The organism is Archangium gephyra (genome assembly GCF_049060025.1).
In the GTDB taxonomy this organism is placed as follows: Bacteria; Myxococcota; Myxococcia; order Myxococcales; family Myxococcaceae; genus Archangium; species Archangium gephyra_A.
The window spans coordinates 6,246,483-6,268,253 of the sequence record NZ_JBMEQQ010000002.1; the positions used below are offsets into that span (position 1 = coordinate 6,246,483).

The 21,771-nt window shown below is 70.8% G+C and carries 18 protein-coding genes and 4 pseudogenes; 5 read left to right on the forward strand and 17 right to left on the reverse strand.

Annotation, left to right across the window (positions count from 1 at the left end; translation table 11 throughout):
* Positions 1 to 20: 20 nt before the first annotated feature.
* Positions 21 to 3,671: a hypothetical protein gene (locus tag ACN28I_RS27055; RefSeq protein WP_420944823.1), complete on the reverse strand. Its 3,651-nt coding sequence runs from the start codon at positions 3,669 to 3,671 to the stop codon at positions 21 to 23.
* 289 nt (positions 3,672 to 3,960) lie between these two features.
* On the opposite strand from ACN28I_RS27055, the gene ACN28I_RS27060 reads away from it, so the two are divergent.
* Positions 3,961 to 5,118, forward strand: a complete 1,158-nt coding sequence (locus tag ACN28I_RS27060; protein ID WP_420944824.1) for a hypothetical protein — start codon at positions 3,961 to 3,963, stop codon at positions 5,116 to 5,118.
* Here ACN28I_RS27060 and ACN28I_RS27065 read toward each other — a convergent pair.
* From ACN28I_RS27065 to ACN28I_RS27090, 6 genes and pseudogenes are all read right to left on the reverse strand, one after another.
* Positions 5,105 to 5,559, reverse strand: a pseudogene (locus ACN28I_RS27065) (YaiI/YqxD family protein). The gene ACN28I_RS27060 and the pseudogene ACN28I_RS27065 sit on opposite strands and share 14 nt — an antisense overlap.
* 4 nt (positions 5,560 to 5,563) lie before the next feature.
* Positions 5,564 to 6,022 (reverse strand): group II truncated hemoglobin, encoded by a 459-nt coding sequence (locus tag ACN28I_RS27070; protein ID WP_420944825.1) that lies wholly within the window; start codon positions 6,020 to 6,022, stop codon positions 5,564 to 5,566.
* 64 nt (positions 6,023 to 6,086) lie between these two features.
* Complete coding sequence (locus ACN28I_RS27075) at positions 6,087 to 6,974, reverse strand: 5'-3' exonuclease (protein ID WP_420944826.1); 888 nt, start codon at positions 6,972 to 6,974, stop codon at positions 6,087 to 6,089.
* Between the two features lie 26 nt (positions 6,975 to 7,000).
* A complete protein-coding gene (locus ACN28I_RS27080) occupies positions 7,001 to 7,720 on the reverse strand; it encodes a double-CXXCG motif protein (protein WP_420944827.1) in 720 nt (239 codons plus the stop codon).
* Between the two features lie 7 nt (positions 7,721 to 7,727).
* Positions 7,728 to 8,465 (reverse strand): TIGR02269 family lipoprotein, encoded by a 738-nt coding sequence (locus ACN28I_RS27085; RefSeq protein ID WP_420944828.1) that lies wholly within the window; start codon positions 8,463 to 8,465, stop codon positions 7,728 to 7,730.
* Positions 8,466 to 8,492: 27 nt separating this feature from the next.
* On the reverse strand, positions 8,493 to 8,960 hold the full coding sequence (locus tag ACN28I_RS27090; protein ID WP_420944829.1) for a macro domain-containing protein: 468 nt from the start codon (positions 8,958 to 8,960) through the stop codon (positions 8,493 to 8,495).
* Positions 8,961 to 9,071: 111 nt separating this feature from the next.
* Between ACN28I_RS27090 and ACN28I_RS27095 the strand changes: the two genes are divergently transcribed.
* Entirely contained in the window at positions 9,072 to 9,656 is a 585-nt protein-coding gene (locus tag ACN28I_RS27095) for a GNAT family N-acetyltransferase (RefSeq protein ID WP_420944830.1), read from the forward strand.
* On the opposite strand, the gene ACN28I_RS27100 is transcribed toward ACN28I_RS27095, so the two are convergent.
* The 9 genes and pseudogenes from ACN28I_RS27100 to bioA form a co-directional block, all read right to left on the reverse strand.
* Positions 9,619 to 10,488, reverse strand: a complete 870-nt coding sequence (locus ACN28I_RS27100; protein WP_420944831.1) for a GAF domain-containing sensor histidine kinase — start codon at positions 10,486 to 10,488, stop codon at positions 9,619 to 9,621. The two genes, ACN28I_RS27095 and ACN28I_RS27100, sit on opposite strands and share 38 nt — an antisense overlap.
* 373 nt (positions 10,489 to 10,861) lie before the next feature.
* A pseudogene (locus tag ACN28I_RS27105) lies at positions 10,862 to 12,613 on the reverse strand (PAS domain S-box protein); the annotation flags it as partial.
* Between the two features lie 28 nt (positions 12,614 to 12,641).
* Positions 12,642 to 12,884: pseudogene (locus ACN28I_RS27110) on the reverse strand (PAS domain-containing protein); the annotation flags it as partial.
* 20 nt (positions 12,885 to 12,904) lie between these two features.
* Positions 12,905 to 13,255 (reverse strand): annotated as a pseudogene (locus tag ACN28I_RS27115) (PAS domain-containing protein); the annotation flags it as partial.
* Between the two features lie 136 nt (positions 13,256 to 13,391).
* Positions 13,392 to 14,084, reverse strand: coding sequence for a DUF1338 domain-containing protein (locus ACN28I_RS27120; protein WP_420944832.1), 693 nt, complete (start codon positions 14,082 to 14,084; stop codon positions 13,392 to 13,394).
* Between the two features lie 99 nt (positions 14,085 to 14,183).
* The gene (locus ACN28I_RS27125; protein ID WP_420944833.1) at positions 14,184 to 14,921 is read right to left on the reverse strand and encodes an alpha/beta hydrolase-fold protein; all 738 of its coding nucleotides are present in this window, start codon (positions 14,919 to 14,921) and stop codon (positions 14,184 to 14,186) included.
* A 498-nt stretch (positions 14,922 to 15,419) separates the two neighbouring features.
* Positions 15,420 to 15,671, reverse strand: a complete 252-nt coding sequence (locus ACN28I_RS27130; RefSeq protein WP_420944834.1) for a GlsB/YeaQ/YmgE family stress response membrane protein — start codon at positions 15,669 to 15,671, stop codon at positions 15,420 to 15,422.
* 117 nt (positions 15,672 to 15,788) lie between these two features.
* The gene (locus tag ACN28I_RS27135) at positions 15,789 to 16,922 is read right to left on the reverse strand and encodes an NIF family HAD-type phosphatase (protein ID WP_420944835.1); all 1,134 of its coding nucleotides are present in this window, start codon (positions 16,920 to 16,922) and stop codon (positions 15,789 to 15,791) included.
* Between the two features lie 60 nt (positions 16,923 to 16,982).
* The gene (gene bioA, locus ACN28I_RS27140; protein WP_420944836.1) at positions 16,983 to 18,320 is read right to left on the reverse strand and encodes an adenosylmethionine--8-amino-7-oxononanoate transaminase; all 1,338 of its coding nucleotides are present in this window, start codon (positions 18,318 to 18,320) and stop codon (positions 16,983 to 16,985) included.
* A gap of 163 nt (positions 18,321 to 18,483) precedes the next feature.
* Between bioA and ACN28I_RS27145 the strand changes: the two genes are divergently transcribed.
* Both ACN28I_RS27145 and ACN28I_RS27150 read left to right on the forward strand, forming a co-directional pair.
* Positions 18,484 to 18,966 (forward strand): c-type cytochrome, encoded by a 483-nt coding sequence (locus ACN28I_RS27145; protein WP_420944837.1) that lies wholly within the window; start codon positions 18,484 to 18,486, stop codon positions 18,964 to 18,966.
* The gene (locus ACN28I_RS27150) at positions 18,963 to 19,334 is read left to right on the forward strand and encodes a DUF3565 domain-containing protein (RefSeq protein WP_420944838.1); all 372 of its coding nucleotides are present in this window, start codon (positions 18,963 to 18,965) and stop codon (positions 19,332 to 19,334) included. Before ACN28I_RS27145 ends, ACN28I_RS27150 begins: the two co-directional genes overlap by 4 nt.
* 134 nt (positions 19,335 to 19,468) lie before the next feature.
* Here the strand turns inward: ACN28I_RS27150 and ACN28I_RS27155 are convergent, their stop codons facing one another.
* A complete protein-coding gene (locus tag ACN28I_RS27155) occupies positions 19,469 to 20,731 on the reverse strand; it encodes a M20/M25/M40 family metallo-hydrolase (RefSeq protein WP_420944839.1) in 1,263 nt (420 codons plus the stop codon).
* A 207-nt stretch (positions 20,732 to 20,938) separates the two neighbouring features.
* Here ACN28I_RS27155 and ACN28I_RS27160 point away from each other — a divergent pair, with 207 nt between their 5' ends.
* Positions 20,939 to 21,763, forward strand: coding sequence for a class I SAM-dependent methyltransferase (locus ACN28I_RS27160; protein ID WP_420944840.1), 825 nt, complete (start codon positions 20,939 to 20,941; stop codon positions 21,761 to 21,763).
* The last annotated feature ends 8 nt before the right edge of the window (positions 21,764 to 21,771 follow it).

Below are 21,771 nucleotides of genomic sequence, written 5' to 3' on the forward strand. Positions count from 1 at the left end.
AGGCACAGGAGAGGGGGTGCTCAGGCCGCGTCCGCGTCCTTGTCCTCTTGCGACCGGGCCGTGCTCGCGTCCTCGGGTTTCCACGGCCAGGCCAGCGGAGCGATTCGCGCGTACAGCAGGAACAGGGCTTCCCCGTCCGTATGCTCTCCGCAGACGCGGCTCGCCTCGCTCAACAGCAGTCCCGGTGACAGCACCCGGCCCGACTTGCGCAGCGCGGGCCTCAGCTCCTCCGGCACCGCCGCCAGGATGCCCTCCTTGTTGAGCCGCTCGTCGTTCGCCTCCGCGCACAGCTCCAGGTGCCGGCTCAGCTCGGCCTTCAGCCGCGCGTCGTACCCGAAGACGTACGAGCACATCTGGAACAGCTCCGAGCCCGCCTCCGTCATCAGGTCCGATTGCTCCCGCGCGAAGCCCGGCTCGCCCGCCGCCCGCCACAGGCAGTCCCACCTCGCCTGGGAGGCGTACCGCGCGTACAGCGCCCGCGCCGTGAGGTAGCTCTGCATCGAGTCGTGGAAGAAGCGCACGTGCGTGGGCACCGGGCCCGGCCTCGCGTCCGCCGCCACCAGCAGCCCCGCGTCCAGCAGCCTCCTCAGCTTCGGCTCGTCCGGACTGTCGCGGAAGACGATGAGCCGGCTGCGGTGCTCCCAGTAGCTGCCCAGGCACAGCGCCTCCGCGAAGCCCAGCATCTCCGACGTCGTCGCGTCGTCCGGCTCCTGCTTCAACAGCCCCGCGAAGACGGCCCGGTACAGGTTGATGACACTGTCCACCCCACCCGCGCCGAAACGCAGCGCCAGCCGCACGAGGATGGGCACGTACGTCCCGTCCGCCGCACGCCCCCGGCAGATGCGCAGGAGGGACTCGGACAGCGGCACCGGCTTGCCGTCCGGGCCCGGGTACGCCGCCTGGAAGCGCTCCAGCCCCGCCGCGTCCAGCCGCTTCGGCTCCACCGCCATCCAACGCAGCGCGTGCGCCATCGCCGTCCGGTATGCCTCGTTGGGCCTCGCCGACAGCAACACCGGCGCGTGCAGCCCCATCTCCCGCTCCAGGTAGCGGCGCAGCGCCTCCGGCTCCAGCTTCGACTCGGTGAGGCCGTCCAGCACCAGGAAGAAGTCTCCCGACTCCAGCAGCGCGTCCCGCAGCCCCTCCGGCAGCCCCAGCTCCTGCAGCGCCTCCTTCGCGGCCGTCTCCAGGTCCTCCGCCGCCGGGTCGATGAAGACGGGCAGCGGCGAGGACGGCTGCTTCTCGAAGTGCTCCAGCGACAGCCGCACCAGCCGCCTCAGGAGCGCGCTCTTCCCCCGGCCTCCCGCGCACTGGATGAGCAGGTGGGCGCGTCCACGCGTGAGCAGCCCGCACAGCTCCTCGGCCGTGCGCTCCGAGGGCGAGGGCGGCACCCCGGACCCGGCGTATTCAGTGACGTGCGAGGAGAGCTCCACGAACACCTCGCCGTTGGCCTGGGCGGAGGCCACGTCCACCCGGCGGCGGACCTGCCGGACATGCGCGGCGAAGAAGCGGCGCCGGAATGCGGGCCAGCGCAGCAGCGGCGCGGCGGCCCAGGAGAACGGATGGGTGAAGACGAGCCGGCGGAACACGGCCGGCGACAGCAGCCCCAGGCCCGCGCACAGCACCAACTCCGCGCACGTCATGGCCAGCAGCGTGGGCAGGTGGATGCGCAGCCCGCCCAGCAGGCCCAGCAGCTCGCCACCTCCCGCCCCCACTCCCGTGACGACATAGGCGGCGAGCGGCAGCCACCGGCGGGACGCGGCCGAGGGGCGCAGCAACACCATGGGCAACAGCAGCAACAGCGTCACCGCGAGACACGCGAGCGCGGTGCGCACCCAGACACGGTCGAGCAGCGGCACACCGAAGGGCACGTGCTGGAAGGTGGCGGTGAGGCGGGTGCCATTCTCCACCTCGTGCGTCACCACGGCACGGTAGAGGTGCTCCGCGCTTCCCGGCGGCTCCGTCCACTGGAAGAGCAGGCCCGCCGGCTCCGCGAGACGCCGCAGCCCCTGCCCCACCAGCGCGCCCTTGCCCTCCTCCGCGCGCAGCTCGAGCCGCAGCGTGCGCCCCGCTCCCGCCGCCTGCGCGAGCCCGGGCCAGTCGAGCTCCAGCGACTCCAGCGGCGCGCCCGCTTCCAGACGGCCCTCCACCTGGACCTTGCCCTTCGCGTCGCGCTCGAGCCGGGCACCGCCCGCGAAGCCCACCCGCACGCGCCCCACCTCCGAGGCCGGTCCGTACAGAGAGCCCCTCGGGATGCCCGTCACCCAGGCGCGGCCAGTCCCCTGGATGGGGAACACCTCGTTCAGCCCCGCGCCCTCGAGCACCTGCGAGGTCTGGAGCCCGGCTGGACCGCGCGTGAGCCGGTGAAGCCGGGTCCCACCGTCCGACAGCACCAACCCCCCATGCTCGTCCAAGGCCCCCAGGCGTGGAAGGTGCAATCCCGTCACCGCCTGGTCGCCCGAGGTGATGAGCCGTCCCTTCACCGACAACAGGCGGACCCCGCCGTCCTCCGTCACCGCCCAGGCGAGCTCCGCCGAGAGCGGGAGGAGCTCGGCACGTCCCAGCCCCTCCGCGTCCGGGCTGCGCGCCACCTCTTCGCCCCCATCTCCCAGCACGTAGACGCGCCGCTCGTCACGCACCCAGACATGCCCGTCCGGCGAGCGCTCCACGACGGGCGCTCCTTCCACCTTCACGCCCGGACCCACCCCCTTCCCGTCGAGCCCCACCAGCTTCAGCTCGAAGACCGGGTGCTGCGCCCCGCCAGGGCTCGCGGACTGCAACGCCCAGACGAAGTTGGCGTCACGGTGCGCGAAGAGCCGCCGGACGTCTCCGAGCAGGGGTGTCGCGGTGGTCTTCACACCCTCCCGGCTCGCGAGGAAGAACTGGGGCTCGCTCTTTCCGGGCAGCTCCGCGAGCACCCAGGCCCGGTGGGGCTGCCGGGTGGGGAGCAGGGTCATCACGTCCCGTACGGGAATCGGCCGCGAGATGGGGTTGGCACCCGCACGCGCCTCCACGTGGACGAGGCTCTGGTCCAACACGAGCCAGCCCTGCCGGCCCTCCGCGACGGGCATCACCTGGCGCGCGGTGATCCACCCCTGCCCCGAGGTGGTGAGCGCCACCCGCTCTCCCTCCTCACCCGAGGCATCGAAGACCATCAGGTGCTGCAGGTTGAGAGAGGAGACCACCCAGAGCCGCTCGTGTCCCTCGGACGGCACGGGCATCAACTCCTGGGCTGACACCGCGAGCCGCCGGATGAGCTTCTGGTGGTCCACCAGGTAGAGCGCCCGGCTCGGCTTGTAGGGCGACGGCACCTGCACGAAGACCCAGGCCCGCTCGGGATTCTCCGTGGGCACGACCTGCTCCACCCGCACGTGCGCGTCGCCGAAGCCCTCGATGGCGGCCTCACGGCCCTCCTCGTCCACGAGCCAGAAGCCGTCCCGCCCCGGCGTCCAGGCCCAGGCGTGGTGGCCATGGCGGCACGGCACCATCTGGCTGCCGCTCGCGAGAGGTTGCAGCCAATAGCCCTCCACCTTCGCCTCGACGGGCGGCGGCGGAGCCTCACTCCGGGCACAGCCCGCCACGCTCCCGAGCCACAGGAGCACGGCGCTCGCGAGAAACAGTCCCGGGGAGACCGGGCTCCGCCGGAAGGACCGGGCACGGAAGGAAGTCGTCATGGCCAGGGACGTATTTTGGCACAAGTGTCCCGCGTCGAAGGCGTGCCTGCCCGCCAGGATGCCTGCCGGCCCGCCCTTCCCGGAGCCCCAACGAAAAAACCGGCCCCGGGGAAGCGGGATGCCCCGCGGACCGGCTGGGAGGAACCAGGACCCGACAGTCCCGAGCCTCGGGCGCGCGCCACCCGACACGGCCTCGCCCCACGGGACGAGAGAGCGCCAGGGATTGAACGATGCACCCCCGGGCCGCCCGACTCATCTTCCCCCCACGTTACGTCCAGGAGACCTGTGTATGCGGCTCGTCGTTTCCCTGATGTGTCTTGGCCTGCTGACCGCGAATGGCGTCGCGCGGGCGCAGTCCACCACCACCACAACCACGACCACCCAACCGGCCTCGCCCACGGTGCAGACACCGCCCGCGACGCCGCCTCCGGCCGCCACACAGCCGCCCGCGACCACGACCCAACCACCGCCGCCTCCACCTCCGGCGGTGCAGCCGGCGCCTCCGCCACCTCCGCCGCCCGCGGTCCAGCCCGCCCAGGGTCCCGTGGAGACCGCCGCCGAGCGCGCGACGCGCTACAGCCGCTTCTCCTCCGGGGCGGGCGGCATGCTGCTCGTCTTCACCGAGCTGCTCAGCGGCGCGGTGACGGGCGGCATCCTCGGCAACACCTTCGAGTCGGAGAACGGGACCTACGTGGGCGCGGTGCTCGGAAGCCTGACGCTCGGTACCGCCGCGGCCCTGTACCAGTATTACGTCCCGGTGGAGCGCAACGAGTCCCTGCTCGCCGCGGGAGGCGCCGCGCTGGGCTTCCTCGCGGGCTTTGGCTACGGCACCGAGCAGGACCTCAGCGGGCGGGACCGCGCCATCGCCTCGCTGCTCGCCACGCAGGCCGGCATCATCGGCGTGCTGGCGGCCACGGCGATGCCCGGTGACGTGAGCGAGGGGGATGCGTCGCTCGTGGGGATGAGCGCCCTCTACGCCTTCGTGCTCACGGGGCTCGTGCAGTCCACGGTGTTGCTCTCGCAAGAAGGGGACCAGGACCCGAACCTCTCGCCGGCGCTGGTGGCGCCCTTGCTTGGCATGGGCGTGGGTGGCCTGCTGGCGGTGCCCCTCGAGCTTCTCGGCGTCGCGCGTCTTCAAGCTCACGGCGCTGCCGCTGGGCGTGGGCGCGGTGCTGCTGCTGGCGGGCACGGCGCTCGCGGATGGCCCGGCCGTTCCGCTCTCGGCCATCGGCGGCATCGCGGCCACCTTCGTCATCACGGCGCTGGTCACCGCCGAGGACCCGGTGCCCTATCCGCCCACCTCCCCGGGTCTGCGGAGCCAGACGTCCGAGACCTTCAAGGCCGTCCCCGTGCCGGTGTTGATGCGCTCGGGCCGGCGCAACGAGTCGCTCACGGCGGGGCCGGGCCTGCTGATGCGCTTCTAGCGGGCGCGGCTAACGGGCCTTGAGCAGCCGGGTGAGCTCACGGTCCAGCGCGGCGGCGAACTGCTGGCGGTCCTGGTTGGAGAACCCACTGGGACCGCCGGTCGTCACGCCGCTGTCGCGCAGTTCCTGCATGAAGTTCCGCACGGAGAGGCGCTCGGAGATGTTCTCCTCGCTGAAGGCTCGCCCCGGGGGTCGAGCACCACCACGCTCTTGGGAACGAGCAGCGCGGCGAGGGGGATGTCCTGGGTGACGGCGAGGTCTCCGGCCTGGGCCGAGGCGGCGATGTAGCCATCCGCCACGTCGAGCCCGGCGCCCACCTGCACGGAGGAGACGAGCTCCGAGCGAGGCAGGGTGAGGCGCTTGTTGGCCACGAAGACGGTGTGAATCCCCAGACGCTGCGAGGCGCGCAGGAGGATGTCCCGCACCGGCCCCGGACACGCATCGGCGTCGACCCAGATTTTCACGTGCTCAGCCCTCGACGTTGCGCAGGAAGTCGGCCACGTCGGAGAAACGCTGGTCGAGGAAGCGGCGCACGTTGCCCTTCACGCCCCGGGCATCCATCGCTCGCTGCATGCAGCGCAGCCAGGCATCGCGCTGGGCGACATCCACGGGGACATGGCCGTGGCGCATGCGCAGGCGCGGGTGGCCGTGCTTCTCCATGTAGTGCTGGGGCCCGCCGAGCCAGCCGATGAGGAAGAGGCCGAAGCGCTCGCGCATGCCGCGAGACACCTTGCCCTGCTCATCCAGCTCATGCAGGCGGGCGAGCGCTGGCTCGCTCGCATCCATGGCGTCGTAGAAGGCCTCGGCCAGGGCCTGCACGCCGGCTTCACCGCCCAGGCGGTGGAAGGGCATGTCCTCCATGGAGGGGACCCAGTTGTCGTCGGTGCCAGGAACGTTCAGCCCGATGGGCTTCATCTCGGTGGACATAGCGGTGTTCAACCCCGAGCCCATGTGCGCCATTTCTGGGCGCCATGCAACCGCCGAGTGGGCCTCACCCCGGCTCCGGCGCCCAGCGCTTGGGGCGCGTCTTGAGCGTGGTGAGTCCCAGGGAGTCGCACAGCGCGAGGAAGCGGGCTTTGGGGACACCGGCCCAGGCGAGGTCCTCCAGGGACTCGGCCAGGGGCGCATCCGTCACGAGGGTGGCCAGCTTGCGGTACAGCATCGCTTCCTCGCGGTGTTCGCGCAGGGTGGCGGCGAGCTTGTCCGCGCCGCGGGGGCGCACGGACCAGGCGCTCGCGTCCGCGGGAATGGCCTCCAGGTGGCCGTAGGCGTTGAGCAGGGAGGAGGCGCCCTTCTCTCCGAAACCGGGCAGGCCGGGGATGCCGTCCGCGTCGTCACCCACGAGCGCGAGCAGGTCCGGCACGCTCGCCGGGGGCACGCCGAGCTTCGCCCGCACCGCGTCCTCGTCCAGCTCCTTCTGCTGCTTGCGGTCCACCTGCACCACGTGGCGGCCGCGCACGCACTGCCCGAGGTCCTTGTCCGGGGTGAGCAACCGCACCTGCTCGACCTGCCCGGCCCAGCGCGCGGAGGCGGTGGCGAGCGCGTCATCGGCCTCGAAGTCCTTCATGGACCAGACGGTGAGCCCGAGCGCCCGCATGGCCTCCTCGGCGAGGTCGAACTGGGCGTGCAGCTCGGGGGGCACGCCGTCGTCGGACTTGTAGCCGGCGAAGAGCGCATTGCGGAACGAGCGGATGGGATTGTCGAAGGCCAGGGCCACATGCGTCACCGACTCATGGGCGTCGTGCAGCAACGCGAGCATCGAGGAGACGAGCCCCACCGTGGCCTTCACGTCCCGGCCATCCGGCGCGGTGGCCCCGGGACGAGGCGAGAAGTGGGCACGGTAGAGCTCATAGGTACCGTCGACGAGGTGCAGGCGCATGGCCGCTGTCTACTCCAATCCCCGCCTCAGCGCAGGGGTAGCTCGCGGATGGATACTTCTTCGAAACCGAGGCGGCGGATGGCCTCCACGAGGCGCTCGCTGGCCACCACCAGCGTGGAGAGCTGAGACAATTGGAAGAAATCCAGGTGCTCTGGAAGCGAAGCCCTGTCGAGGATGGGCTCATCCGGGATGGCGAAACCCCATCGGCCGCAACGTGCACACGGTGTCCTCTTGTCGTGCGGGATGCAGTCCGGGTGGAGCCGCCCGTGGGGTTCGGCCTGGAGTTCCAGCAGCTCTGGAGCCTGCTTCTGCCGGAAGCGCAGCTCCGTGCGGCAACTGATGAGCCCCCGGATGCCTTCGGCCTGCAACTGCTCCAACGCCTCACGGCGGATGAGCAGGCTGTTGGCGTACTGCATCTGGAGCTGACCAAAACGTCCTTGGGCCGTCCCCCTCAACGGGCCGAAACTGCTTCCCGGCCACAAGGGTGCTCCAGTGGGAACCATGGGCCGCACCTGCTCACGCAGACGCTCGAAAGCCTCGAAGTCCTCCTCCAGCCTGGCCTCGCCGAGCATCTTCGCCACCGGCAGTTCCGATAAGTCCACGCAGGGGAAGACCAGACCTCCCCCCCAGATGGCTCCGCAGGCAGGACAGTGGACACCGGGGAGCCTCCACTGGCGCGAGGCGTTGTACTCCCCCGTGTAACGCAGCTCGCCCACCGCCACGGGCCACAGACGATAGAACCTCATGCGCTCCTCAGAACGGGATGGGAGGCGGTAGCCGGACGGAACCGTAATATGGCTGGAGGGGGCTATACAGACCAAAGCGGACGCAGAGTTCCCAAGCGTGCTTCCAGATTTCCTCTTGGGTTGCTCCCCCATTGAGGTTCTTGAACTGCCTCCAGGCATCGTTCCAGGGACCGCCCCTCGCGCCCCGGTGGATGCGTTCGTGAAGCTGTTTCTCGATGAGCATCGTCCACTGATGGATGTCGATGCCCTTCTCCTTGAACCACTCCCTGAACTCCTGCGGGAAGATGTGATGCTTCTCGTGAGGCCGGTTCAGCCTCGCGTTGGCCTCCGCGATGAGCTGCTTCTGGCTCGGCAGCAGGTTGCGCAGGTGGTGGTTCTTCCAGGGGATGACGAAGATGGGCTCGCGCTCCCCCGGGTACCGCAGTGGCCAGCCCCGGTACCTCATGGGCGTGACGGGAGAAGGCAGACGGATGCCCACCGTCGTGCTCGTGCTCCCGGTGCGGGCCAGCACCACCCGCCCGGGCTCCGCGCCCGCCCCATCCGAGCCTTCGCTCGCGGACACCACGTCCGCCGTCACGTCCTCGCAGCGGAAGAAGTCGCACAGCTCCTCGTCGCACAGGAGCGCGAGGCACACGTCCGCCTCTTCCCTCTCTGCCTCCTGGAAGGTGGCCGAGGAAGGACCCGAGGCCGCGCATCCGGACAGCAACACACCGAGCAGCAGCCCCCAGCATCTCATCGTCTTCATGATGTGTTCTCTCATGCCCTAGCCGCCTCAGCGCCCGCGGTAGCGGACCACGGTGACTGCGAGCTCCGCGTCACTGGACTCCAGCGTGGACACCATCACCTCGAGTGCCCGGGCCTCGTCGAAGCCACCGCTGCCCGCGCCGATGATCGGGAACGCCACGGAGCCGAAGCCGTGCTCCCGGGCCCGTGCGAGCGCGTTCGTCACCGAGTCCCGGATGGACCGCTCCGACGAGCGCCAGAGCATGTTGATGCCCGCCACGTGGATGATGCCCCGGTAGGGCAGGCGGCCCGCGGAGGTGACCACCGCCGAGCCGAGTGGCATCGGCCCCACCCGCGCCAGCTCGCGGAACGGCGCCAGCCCTCCCCGCTTCTTGATGGCACCCGAAACGCCCTGCGGCAGCAGCAGCCACCAGGGGATGATGTTCCGGTTCCAGGCGTTCACGATGGCGTCGGCCTGTTGCTCCAGCAGATCTCCCTCGACGATGCGCGGCGTCATATGGCGGGCTCCAACCTCCACCAGTCAACGTGAGCGGCCTTCCCCTGTCGAGCCTCCCCTTCACGGCGCACGCGAGCGCCCCTGGACGCGCTAGCCTCCCCGCTGCCCGTCATGCCCTCGGACCATCCGCCCGTCCTCCTCACCACCCCGCGCCTCAACCTCGCCCTGCTCCCTCCGGATGGCGCCGCGCGCGTGCTCGCCTACCACGAGGCCAACCGCGACCACCTCGGCCCCGTCTCGCCCGCGCGCCCCGACAACTTCTTCACCGTCACCTGGTGGCGCTCGCGCCTGGCCCAGGACGCCGAGGACTGGCGCCGCGGCCTCGCCCTGCGCCTCTTCATGCTGTCCCGCGAAGCTCCCCTCACCTCCGCGCCGGTGCTCGGCAGCGTGTCCCTCACCGACATCCGCCGCGGGCCCCTCCAGTCGGGCGAGCTGGGCTTCGGGCTCGACCACCGCGTCCAGGGACAGGGGCTCATGAGCGAGGCCGTGCGCGCCGTGTGCGACTACGCCTTCGGCCTGCTGGGCCTGCACCGCGTCCAGGCCAACCACCTGCCGGACAACCACCGCAGTGCCGCCGTGCTGCGCCGCGTGGGCTTCTCCGTCGAGGGCCTCGCCCGCGAGCTCGTCCTCATCGACGGCCGCTGGCGCGACCACGTCCTCACCGCGCTGGTGGCGCCTCGCTCACCGGCAGGGTGAAGGAGAAGGTGCTGCCCTTGCCCGGCTCGCTCTCCACCAGGATGTAGCCGCCGTGAGCCTCGATGATGCCCTTGGCGATGGGCAGCCCCAGCCCCGCTCCCTCCCGGGCCCCCTTCGGTTGCCAGTACCGCTCGAAGAGGTGGGGCAGGTGCTCCGGTGTGATGCCCTTGCCGGTATCGCTCACGAAGAAGCGCACGAACCGGCCCTCGCGCCGGGCCCGCACGGTGATGTGGCCGCCCTCGGAGGTGTAGCGCAACGCATTGCCGATGAGGTTGGAGAACACCTGCAGCACCCGGCCCCGGTCCGCCTGCACCCGCGGCAGCTCCGCCCCCAGCTCCCGCTCCAGCAGCAACCGCCGCGCCTCCGCCAGGGGCCGGTGCAGCTCGATGGCGTCGTCCACCAGCCGGCCCACCTCCTGCGGCTGACACTCCACCGACAGCCGCCCGGATTCGAGCTTCGCCACCTCCAGCAAGTCCTGGATGAGGTGGACGGCCTGGTCCGCCGAGCGCCGCATGAGCTCCGCCTGCTTGCGCCATGACGTCCCCTCCGCGCCCTGGGGCAAGCGTTTGAGCAGGTAGCTCGCCCCCAGGGAGATGACGTTGAGGGGGTTGCGCAGATCATGCGAGACGACGGCGAGCACCTCGTCGCGCGCCTGCGTCGCCTGTTGCGACTCCTTGTAGAGCCGGGCGTTGTCCAGGGTGAGGGCGGCGCGGGAAGCCAGGCCCTCGGCGAGCGAGAGGTCCGCCGGGCCATAGCGCCGTCCCGACGCGGCGGTGGAGGCGAAGGTGATGGCGCCGAGCGTCCGCCCGCGTGCCACCAGCGGGACGATCATCAGCGAGCGCGGCGCCAGGGCGCGGTGCGCGGTGAAGTGCTCCTCGTCCTCGGCGGAGGCCCGCAGCCAGGCCTCCGTCACCTCGGGGACGAGCTTCCGGCTCGCCGGTACGCAGCACGCTCTGCACCCCCACCAACGTATGGGTCACGGAGCGCATGTGCCCGAGCGCGAGCAACAGCGGCTCCTGGGTGGGATCCCGGTGGGCCATGGCCGTGCGGTGCACCTCTCCGCCCTCCAGCATGCACACCACGCAGTAGTCGGCCAGGCGCGGCACCACCAGCCGGGCCAGGCTGCGCAGCGTGGCCTCGTACTCCAGCGCGGCCACCAGCACCCGGCTGCTCTCGGAGAGGAACTGTTGCGACTCCTCGGCGCGCTGGCGGTCCGAGATGTCGCGGATGATGGTGGAGAGCATCTCCAGCCTCCCGTCCGCCTCGCAGTGGGCGAGCAGCACCTGGGAGACGGGAAACTCCCGCCCGTCCGGGGAGTGCAACGCCGACTCGCCCATCCACACGCCCTCGCGCAGCGCGGTGGGCACGCCCTCGGTCAGCAGGCGCCGCGCGGCCCAGGGCGGGTGCGCCGAGGCGATGCTCCAGGCACTGGCGTCCTCGTCCTCCGCCAGTCCCACCATGCGCCGGCCCGCGCGGTTGAGGTAGAGGCCCCGCCCCCGCGGGTCCGTACTGCCCACGAAGTCCGGCGTGGCCTCGATGATGGAACTGAGCCTGCGGCGCGCCTCCTCCGCGCGCTTGCGGGCCGTCACCTCGCGCAGGTAGACGGAGACGCCCTCTCCGGAGGGGCTGGTGTGGCACTCGAACCACGCCGCGAGCGAGGAGAGGTACATCTCGCACTCCGTGGCGCCCCCTCCTTCCAGCACCCGCCGTACCGCCTGGGCCAGCCCGGCCAGTGCGTCCTCCGGCAACATCGCGTCCAGGGGCTGGCCCAGCAACCGCTCCCGCGAGTGTCGCAGCACCTCGGCCGCGCGGCGGTTGGCGAAGGTGAAGCGCTGCTCCCGGTCCAGGGCGAAGAAGGCGTCGGTGATGCTCTCCAGGATGGCCTCGATGCGCGCGTGGGCCGCCTCGGCCTCGGTCCGGGCCGCCTCCTCGCGGGCCAGCCGCAGCGCCGCCTCCTCCGTCCGCTTGCGCTCCGACACCTCGCGCGTCACCGACACCCAGTGACGCAGCACGCCCTCCTCGTCCTTCACGGGAACCACGGTGCTCTCCGTCCAGAAGGAGGAGCCGTCCTTGCGGTAGAGGAGCAGCTCCACGCGGACATGCTCCTGGCGGCGCAGGGCCTCGCGCATGCGCTCGAGTTCCGCCGTGTCCGTGTCCTTCCCTATCAGCAGCAGCGTCTCCGAGTCCCGCATCTCCTCCGCGCTGTAGCCCGTCATCCGAGAGAAGGCCTCGTTGGTATAGAGGATGCGCCGGGTGCTGTGCCCGTTCTGTCGCTCCGGCTCCAGGATGACCACGCCGTCGTAGACGTTCACCACGATGGACTCGAAGAGGCGCAGCCGCTCCTCGGTGCGCTTGCGCTCGGTGATGTCCCGGAAGTAGACGGCGAGCCCCTCCTCGGAGGGGTAGACGTGCATCTCCACCCAGGTGTCGCGCGGCGGATCGTGCTCCTCGAAGTGGACGGCGGTTTGCTCGGTGAAGGCCTTGCGGAATCCCTGCTCGGAGCGCGAGCCGGTGAAACCCGGAAACACCTCCAGGGGGGTGCGCCCGAGCATCTGCTCGCGCGAGCGGTGCGACAGCTCCTCGGCGCGGCGGTTGACGTAGGTGTAGCGCCAGGCCCGGTCCAGGGCGACGAAGGCATCGGAGATGCTCTCCAGCATCCCGTGCACGCGCCGCTCCACCGCCTCCGCCTGGAGCCGCGCGGTCTGCTCGCGCTCGAGCTGGTGCTCTCGCTCGCGGGCCCGCAACCGCTCGGTGATGTCGGTGAAGGCGATGACCGCCCCGATGATGCGCTCCCCATCCCGGACGGGGCTGCTGCGGTACTCCACGGGGAAGGAGCTGCCATCCCGCCGCCAGAACACCTCGTCCGTCACGTGGTGCGTCCGGCCATCCCGGAGGGGGGCGTAGGTCTCGCACTCGAACTCGGACAGGGGCGTCCCGTCCAGGCGCTTGTAGTGCATGACCGCATGCTGGGGCTTGCCGATGCAGCTCCTCCGGCTTCCACCCCAACATGCGCGCCGCGGCCGGGTTGACGAAGGTGGTGCGGCCCTCGATGTCCAGGCCGTACACGCCCTCGTCCACGGAGGAGAGGATGAGCTCGCCCAGGTGGCGCAGCAGCTCGAGCTTCTCCGCGCGGCTCCGCGGGACCGAGCGCACAGGCGAACCCGGCCAGGCCGCCGTCCGCGTCGTGCAACGCGGTGAGCACCTGCGAGGCCCGGAAGCGGGTGCCATCGCGCCGCACGCGCCAGCCCTCGAGGCTCGCAGCGGCCCTCCTGCTCGGCCTGGCGCAGGTCCCTCGCCAGCAGCTCCCGATCCTCGGGCGGGTAGAGCGCGGAGAGCGGCTCTCCGAGGAGGTCGGCCTTCGCATGTCCGGTGAGCCGCTCCGCCCCCGGTGTCCAGAGGTGGATGCGGCCCGTCACATCCAGGCCTGCGAGCGCACAGACCTCCGCCTGCTCCAGAAGTCGCAGCGCGAGTGCACTGCGGGTCCAGGGCGCATCGTCCTGGCGGGCCGCTTTCCCGGGTTCCTCCGGCTCACCAGGAGCGCTGTGGATGGTCGGGGACAAGCAGAGAGGCCTCCTTTCGGACCACCCGCCGGCCCCCACCTGGCGCGAGGGCAGGAGGTGCGGGGCTCAAGGTTGTGGATCTGGCCACGTGCCCACGGAATGCAAGAGGGGCCCGGCCGGACGGCCACTGGCTGGCGAGGCGAAGCGGGGGCTTTGGGAGCGAGCGCGCCGCTTCCTAGGAGCGCTTCGTCATGTCGAAGAGGGCGCGGGCCTGGGGGCCGAGGAAGCCGTCGAAGCCGGGCGAGCGCTGGGCGATCTCGAAGTAGGCATAGGGCCAGGTGCGCGTGCGCCCGTCAGCGAGCGAAAGGGTGACGGGGGCGGCACTGGTGGCCGTCTGGCGCAGGGCGGTGCCCGGCTCGCCTTCGATGTCGGCCTTCATGGGGACACCGGCCTCGCGCATGCGCCGCTGCCACACCTCCACGTCATCCACGGCGCCGGTGAAGTGGTTCACCTTGCGGCCGAAGGCGAGCAGCCACGCGCCGTACTGGGACTCCTTCTCCAGGGTGAGCAGCGCGGACTCCTCGGGCGGAGGCGGAGCGGAGAACCAGCCGGCGAGCGCCTCGATGGAGTCGGGGGCGGGAGGATCCGCCGGGAGCGCGGCGAGGAGGCGCTGGGCCTCGGGCGAGAGCTTGTCGGAGAGGAGCTCGGAGATGAAGACGCGGGGCAGCCCCTCCGGATGGGACATGTAGATGGCGGAGAGGTGCGTATCGGGGAAGGTGTACTGGCCCGCGGGCTTCCAGCCGAAGCGCTCGAAGACGCGGGAGAAGAGGGCGATGCCCCCGCCGGGCCGGGCGAGGGAGCGCAGCGCGATGTGGTCATTGCGGAAGCTGCCGCCGGAGAGCTGGGCGAAGGTGCGCGCGTAGGGCACCTCCGCGGCGTAGCGCTCCCACAGCAGGTCCAGGAGTCGGGTGGCGTCAGAGGCTCATGACGCGCAGTCATAGCCGCAAGACGGTCCGGCGTGCGCGCCCTACTTCCCGCGCTTCTGTGACAGCAGCCAGGTGCTCACGGCCTGATCCAGGTACACGGTGTCGAAGATGTCGTGGCCCAGGCCGGACAGCTCGGTGTAGCGCACGGAGTGGTGGCCCGCGGACTTGAGCTGCTCCACCAGGGCGCGGCTCTCGGCGACGGGCACCACGGCATCCGCGTCTCCGTGCCACATCCACAGCGGCAGGCCCTTGAGCTTGCCCACCATCGAGCGGTCCGGGTAGCGCCCGGCCACGGCCACCACCGCCGCGAAGCGCTCCGGGTAGCGCGCGGCCAGTTGCACCACGCCCCGCGCCCCCATCGACTGGCCGGCGAGGTACACCCGCTTGCGGTCTCCTCCGTACTCGTTGACGGTGCGCTCCAGCGCCTCGAGCGCGAAGTCCGCCACGGTCCCGCTCCACTCCTTGTCGGGCGGACACTGCGGCAGCACCAGCACGGCCGGATAGCGCTCCGGGTGCAGGCGCGCCGCCTCCGCCAGACTCTGCGTCCTCGGCCGCTGCCCATCCGTTCCCCGAGAGCCCGCTCCGTGCAGCGCGAGGATGACCGGCCACGCCTGCCCCCCGCGGTACCCCGGTGGCAGGTACACCGAGTACACGTACGTCTCGCCTCCGACGGTGAGCGTCTTCGCCACGAACGTGCCGGGAGACTCGGCTGGAGGCCCACCCGTGCCAGGGGTCCCTGTCAGCAGCCACGCCACCAGCGCCATCGTCACCGTACCCATGAGCCTCCTCGCATACCCGCACAGGTCCTGTCTCGGGTCTTGGAAAGCCTTGAAGGTACCCCTCCGCTAGAGGGGACGGGACGCACTGCGCGCGAACTGGCCGCCAAGGGTTGCGTTTCCATCACCTCGCGCTTGCATCTGACCGCGCAGGTGGGAAACTGCTGGCTGCGCGCGTCCTCGGAGTTTGACCTTGGAGGGGTTGAGCACCCCGAGGACGCGCGCAGTCTTCAGCAACCCAATCGAACCGCGGCTTACCTTGGAGGGGTTCCTCCGCGGGCGGGTTGCACGGGGAGAACACGCCAGTTCCACCCGAAATTCACTCACGGGCGCAGATAAGAAAAAATGACGAGGAAAGCCAGCCCCTGGCCCGCGAGGTCATGAGGGGGGCATTACCTCACCCATCAGACTCGCTTATAGCCACTCGCCAGCCCCATTAGCCTACACCATGGCGGGTTGTGTGCCCATCTCTTTGTGGCGCGGACATCCCGGGGCCGGCGCCTAACGTCCGAACTGCCGCCCCAGCCAGAGGAGCACGATGGCTCCGATGGTGGAGCCCACGAGCTGGGTGGGCTGCAGCACGCGCCAGCTCCCGCCCAGGAGAAGCGAGGCGAGGAAGCCGCCCATGAACGAGCCGGCGATGCCCAGCAGGGTGGTCGCGATGAGGCCCATCGGCTGCCGGCCGGGCATGACGGCGCGGGCGATCAGCCCCGCCACGAAACCCAAGATGATCCACCCACACAGATTGCCCATGCCGTCCTCGGTTGCGCTGGAATGAGGCCCCAGTCTGCAATGAACTACGCCCCCGGGCGAACTCCATTGCACCCGGGCGGCGCGTGAAGCGCACCTCACCCCCTGTCCGGGAGCCGCTCAGTAACGAGGATCCACGGCCTGGGGATTGCGGCGGACGTACTCGATGGCCCGCGCCCGGTCGAAGCCGCCGCTGTCGACGAGGAACTGCACGGTGACCTGCCCGAGCGAGGTGTAGGGCAGATAGGCCTCGGCGAACCCGGTCCCCTGCGCGTCCATGTACCGGACCGAGTCCTCGATTTCCTGCACGACGGTGGGCATGGCCTGCTCGAAGGCGCGGCGCAGCGCCGGGTCCGAGGTGGTGCAGAAGGGCTCGGCCTCGAACTTCTTGAAGATGCGGGCGTTGCGCATCTGGAAGAGGCGCGTGGGGTTGTCATCCACGATGATGACCCGGCGCAGGGTCTCGTCGAAGACGCGCAGATCCTTGGACGGCTCGCGCACGGGGTTGCCCTTCCGGGGGTCCGTCACGCCCTCGGACTTCTCCTGCAGGACGAGGTGGCTGTTGGTCAGCAGGCCGGAGATGGCCGGGTGCTCGGTGAGCGAGACCCCGTCGAGCTTCCAGTAGGCGGCGTTCTCGAGGGTGAGCGTGTCCACGTTGGCGGAGAAGAGGACGACGGCGCCGCCGAGCTCCTGGATGCGCGCGAAGGCCTGCTGCCAGCCCGGGACGAGCTTCACGTAGCGGACGCCGTCCTTGCGCGGGATGGCGAGGTCGTGACAGCCCTCGCCCACCTTGGCGGGGTAGTACTGGCTGAGGAGCGTCTCATCGAGGTCGAAGACGACGATGAAACGGGCCTTGGCGAGCTTCTCGGGCTGGAGCCGGCTCTCGAGCTCGCCCCGGCGGACGCGCTCGAGGGCGGTGTTGAAGGCGTCCACCGGGCCGGGGGCGGGCTCGAGACGGATGAGGTCGCGGTAGTGGTTCTGCAGCTCGACGGCCTGGACCCGGGCGAGCTGGAAGCGCTCCATCAGGCGGCTGATGTTGAAGAAGCGGCGCTCCTCCTCGTTCGGGCCCGCGTACTTGTCCACCCAGCCGGGCAGCGCCGGGATGGTGAGCGCGTCGAGCTCGGCGCGTGACGTGAGGCCGGTGGTGGAGGTGGACGTGGCGGCGGGTGGAGCCTCGGCGCGCTGGGAGGACGAGCCCGCCGCACAACCCAGGAGCGGCGCGGTGAGCAGCAGGAGCAGGGGAAAGCGGGGCATGGGGTCTCCGGGAATCGAAGGTCTCGGACTGGTCCGACCATCGGACCAGTCGGGCAATGCTCAGGACTGACCGGCCGCCACCTCGCGGAGGCTGGCCTCCACCCCGGCGAGCAGCTCGTCCAGGGCGGCGTCCGGGATGTTGAGGGCGGGGGCTACGTATACCGTGTCTCCCAGGGGGCGCAGGTACAGCCCCCGGCGCCGGGCGGCCTCGTACACGCGCCAACCCCCACGCGCCAGGTAGCCACCACCGCCCAGGTCCACCGCGCCCACCATGCCGAGGGCCCGCGGCTGCTTCACCCCGGGAATCGTCGCCGCCATCCGCTCGAAGGCGGCCTTCACCTTCGGCGCCTTGCGCGCCACCTGCCCCAGCACGTCCTCGTCCCGGTACACCGCGAGCACCTCGCGCGCCACCGCCGCGCCCAGCGGGTTGCCGCAGTACGAGTGCCCGTAATACAGCGCCCGCTCCCGCCCCCCGCCGAAGCCCGCGAATACCCGCTCGGTGGCCAGCGTCGCCGCGAAGGGCATCAGCCCTCCGGACAGCGCCTTCGCCAGGCACAGCAAGTCCGGCACCACTCCCGCCAGGTCGCACGCGAAGCGCGCCCCCGTGCGTCCCAGGCCCGTGAAGACCTCATCGGCGATGAGGAAGGTGTCCACCGCCCGCGTGGCCTCGCGCACCGCCCGGACGAACTCGGGCGCGTACATCCGCATGCCCGCCGCGCCCTGGATGACGGGCTCGAGGATGACGGCGGCGATCTCGTCCGGGTGCTCGCGCAGCGCGGCCTCCACCCGGGCGAAGGCACGCTCCCAGCCCTCCGGCTCCGCGGGGGACGGCACGTGCACCACGTCGAAGAGCAGCGGCCCGAAGATGTCGCGGAACAGCTCCACCCCGCCCACGCTCGTCGAGCCGATCGTCTCGCCGTGAAAGGCTCCCGAGAGCGTGATGAAGCGCGTGCGCCGGGGCCGGCCATTCTGCGCCCAGTGCTGCGCCGCCATCTTGATGGCGACCTCCACCGCCGTGCTCCCGTTGTCCGAGTAGAAGACGCGCGAGAGCCGCTCCCCCTCCGGCACGTCCGCGCGTCCGGCGCCCGGTGCCAGTGCCACCAGCTCCTGCGCCAGCCGCGCCGCCGGCTCGTGCGTCACGCCCGCGAGCGAGGTGTGCGGGAAGGTGCCGGCCTGCTCGGTGAGCGCGCGCACCAGTCTCGGGTGCCGGTGCCCCAGCGTGGACACCCACCACGAGCCGTTCGCATCCAGGTAGCGCGTGCCGTCCGCGTCGTGGAGGTACGGCCCCTCGGCGCCCACCACCACCAGCGGGTCCGTCTTCGCGATGTACTCGTCCATCGCGGTGTACGGGTGCCACACGTACCGCTTGTCCAACGCGACGATGTCCGCGCGCTCCATGCCGGTTGCTCCTCCCGCTGCGCGGCCCTCCCTATCACGCACCGCGAAGGGACTGGAGCCTGACAATCTCCCAGGGACGTGCCACCCGGACATGGCGCTCCTGGCACCGGGGCGGTAGAGAGACGGCTCGTCGAGCCAACACCTCGCCCGTATGGGAACGACCTTGAACCGCAAGCACCCCTCCGTCCTGCTGGCGCGCACCGCGTCCCTGTCGATGGCCCTGGCCCTCTCCGCCTGCTCCGAGCGGCAGGAGAAGCCACCTTCGTCCGTCTCCCGGAATGCCCCCCCGCCGGCGGCTCCCGCTCAGCCCACCCCAGCGGCGCCCACGGACGCTCCAGCGCCCACGGGCACTCCGGCCCCCACGCCCACGCCGCAGCAGGCCAGCGAGCCTCCCGCCGCCGCCGCGCGGACGCCGGAGCAGCTCTTCTTCAGCCTGGGCTGCACGGCCTGCCATGGGCCGGGCAGGGCCTATGCCCCCGTCCTCGCCAACTCCCGCGGCAGACCGGCGGAGGTGGTCGCCATGTGGATCCTCGATCCCCAGAAGGTCAAACCCGGGACGCTGATGCCCAGCTTCACCGGCCGCCTCTCCACCGCGGAAGCCCTCGCGCTCGCCCAGTGGATCAAGGCCGGCAACCCCGCTCCATGAAGCAGCCCATCACAGGCTTCCACCTCGACGAGGAGAACCACTGGGTCGCCGACCTCGCGTGTGGCCACCGGCAGCACATGCGCCATGACCCCCCGTGGATGGAGCGCCCGTGGATCCTCACGGAAGAGGGCCGGCGCAGCCGTCTGGGCATCGAGCTCGAGTGCAAACGCTGCGACGAGGCCGGCCGCGCGGTCGCCGAGGCGGTGCGCGAGGCGCTGGCCTCGGTGGCACGGCAAGCCTACGAGGAGGGCGGCATGAGCGGCCTCTGTGCCGAGGGCCGCTGGGACCTCGCGCTGGATGCGATGAGAGCGGCCGATCTCACCCCCGTCATCCTCCGCGCGCTCGGCCAGAAGCCCCGGGAGGGCTGAAACGGCACACCCCTCCAGCGGGAACGCACGGGGAGCCTTCCGGCCGCGCGGCGTACCAACTGGTCCAACAATCGGACCAGTTGCTCCCCATCGCGGCCGGAACCTCCCCCCTGACAGGCCCTCCCCCTCCTGGCCTAGCGGCTCTCCTCGGCGTCCTCGGCCTGCAGGGCGATGGACGTGGTGCCCTTGGCCAGCTCGGCCACGTAGGCGGCGGCGAGCTTGGTGAACTTCACCGAGTTGGTCGCCGTGCCGGCCGTCTGCGCGAGGGTGTCCTTCGTGGTGTGGATGTACGGGTTGTCCTGGCCCATCAGCGCCTCGAAGGGGATGGAGGCCGCGTAACCCTGGTTGTGCCACGAGGCGTGGTCCGAGCAGCCGTAGCCGCACGTGGTGCTCGTCGCGGTCACGCCCGGCAGGTACCGGGTGATGAGGTTGCGGATGAAGGTGTTCTGCGCGGCGTTGGTGTAGTCGGACACCATGACGATGTCGTAGCTGGAGCCCCGGTAGTTGATCATGTCGAGCTGCAGCACGCCCACCACGTTGACGCCGGTGCTCTTGTGGTTGGCGGCGATCGCCCCCGAGCCCCTCAGGCCGATCTCCTCGGCGGCGTACGCCATGAACTTCACCGTGCGCGCCGGCCTGTAGCCCTTGGCCACCGCCACGCGGATGACCTCGGTGAGCGCGGCCACGCCCGAGGCGTCATCGTCCGCGCCGGGCGCGGCGTAGGAGGAGCCACTGCCGTTGATGGAGTCCAGGTGCGCGCCGAGCACCACCACCTCGTTGGGCAGCGTGGTGCCCCGGATGGTGAGGATGACGGACGGCTGCGGCGAGGTGGTCGTCGGGTGCACGAAGTTGGCCACCGTGATGTCCGTGCGCCCGTTGGCCAGCGTCGTCCACCGGCTCTTCAGCCAGTTGGCCGCGTCGATGCCCGACTGCAGGTTGTAGCGGCGCGTCGTCCAGCTCGTCGACAGCGTGGTGATGGTGCTGCGGATGCCGCTCTCCGTCACCGCCGACATCAGCGAGTTGGCCGTCGTGCCGTTGTCGATGGTGTAGCTGATCAGCGACGCCACCGCCTGCTGCGAGGTGCTCGACTCCACCGCCGCCAGCGCCTGCTCCTCGGTGTCATGGGAGATGAAGCCCGCGCACCGGTTGAGCTTGTCGTGCATCACCTTGGACAGCTTCTCGAGCTGCGACTCGCGCACGCGCAGCACCGCCACCCCGTTCTTCTCGCGCGCCGCGGCCAGCTCCTCGCCCTGCGCCTTGAACGAGCCCCGCGCCGTCTCCAGCGCGTCCGCACCGATGGAGATCCACACGTCCTTGTCCTTCTCGGGGGCCTCCGCGAACGCCGGCGTGGCACACACCAACATCAAGGCAACCGCACCGAACTTCGTCGTCCTCATGTGTTGCTCCTCGGTCTGGATGCTTCTTCGAAGGGTTTCCGCTGGGCGGAGTTCTCCCGGCCCCCAGGGAAGCCGGGTTTATGCATCCGCGGAGGGCGTGGGGTCCAATCCCTACATGTCCTGAAAAAACCGACGATGTAGGATTTTCAACCTTACCTGCTCCTTCGCGCAGTGGCCTAGAACGCGGGCGGAGAGGGAGACACCGCCATGAAGCGCATGTCGCTGTTCGAGTTCGAGGACTTCCACTGGTTCCCGGGCGGCCTCCGGGAGTGCCTGACGCTCTACATCGCCGCGATGCACCGCCTGCTCGGCACCGAGCGGATCCTGGCGCCCCTGCTGGCGCGGGCCCTGGAGGCCTCGGGCACCGACCGGGTGGTGGACCTCTGCTCCGGGGGTGGCGGGCCCCTGCTGCAAACCACCGCACGGCTCGCCGCCGACCACGGCCTCCGGCCGAGCGTGACCCTCACCGACCTCTACCCGAACACGGACGCCGCGGCGCGCATCAACGCGGCAGGGGACTCGGCGCAGGTCCGCTACCTCCCGAGCCCGGTCGACGCGGGCCAGGTCCCCGACACGCTCCAGGGCGTCCGGACGATGATCTGCAGCTTCCACCACATGCCCCCGCCGGTCGCGCGCCGCATCCTCCAGGACGCGTTCGAGAAGCGGCAGGCCCTCTGCGTGCTTGAGATCAGCGACAACTCCCAGCCGCGCTGGCTCTGGTGGACGGCCTTCCCCATCGGAATCCTGATGGTGCTCCTGCTGACGCCCTTCATCCGCCCGCTCCGGCCGCGGCAGGTGCTGTTCACCTACCTGCTCCCCGTGCTCCCGCCGCTCATCGCCTGGGACGGGGCGGTGTCGAACGCGCGCACGTACACCGAGGAGGACCTGAGGGAGCTCCTGGCCGGGCTGGAGGCGCCGGACTACCAGTGGGAAATCGCCCACCCGCGGGCGCCTGGCGGCCCCGCGACGTTGCTCACCCTCGTGGGGCTGCCCCGCCGCACGCAGGCGTCCCTGCCCCGGCAGGAGGCGTAGAGGGCCGC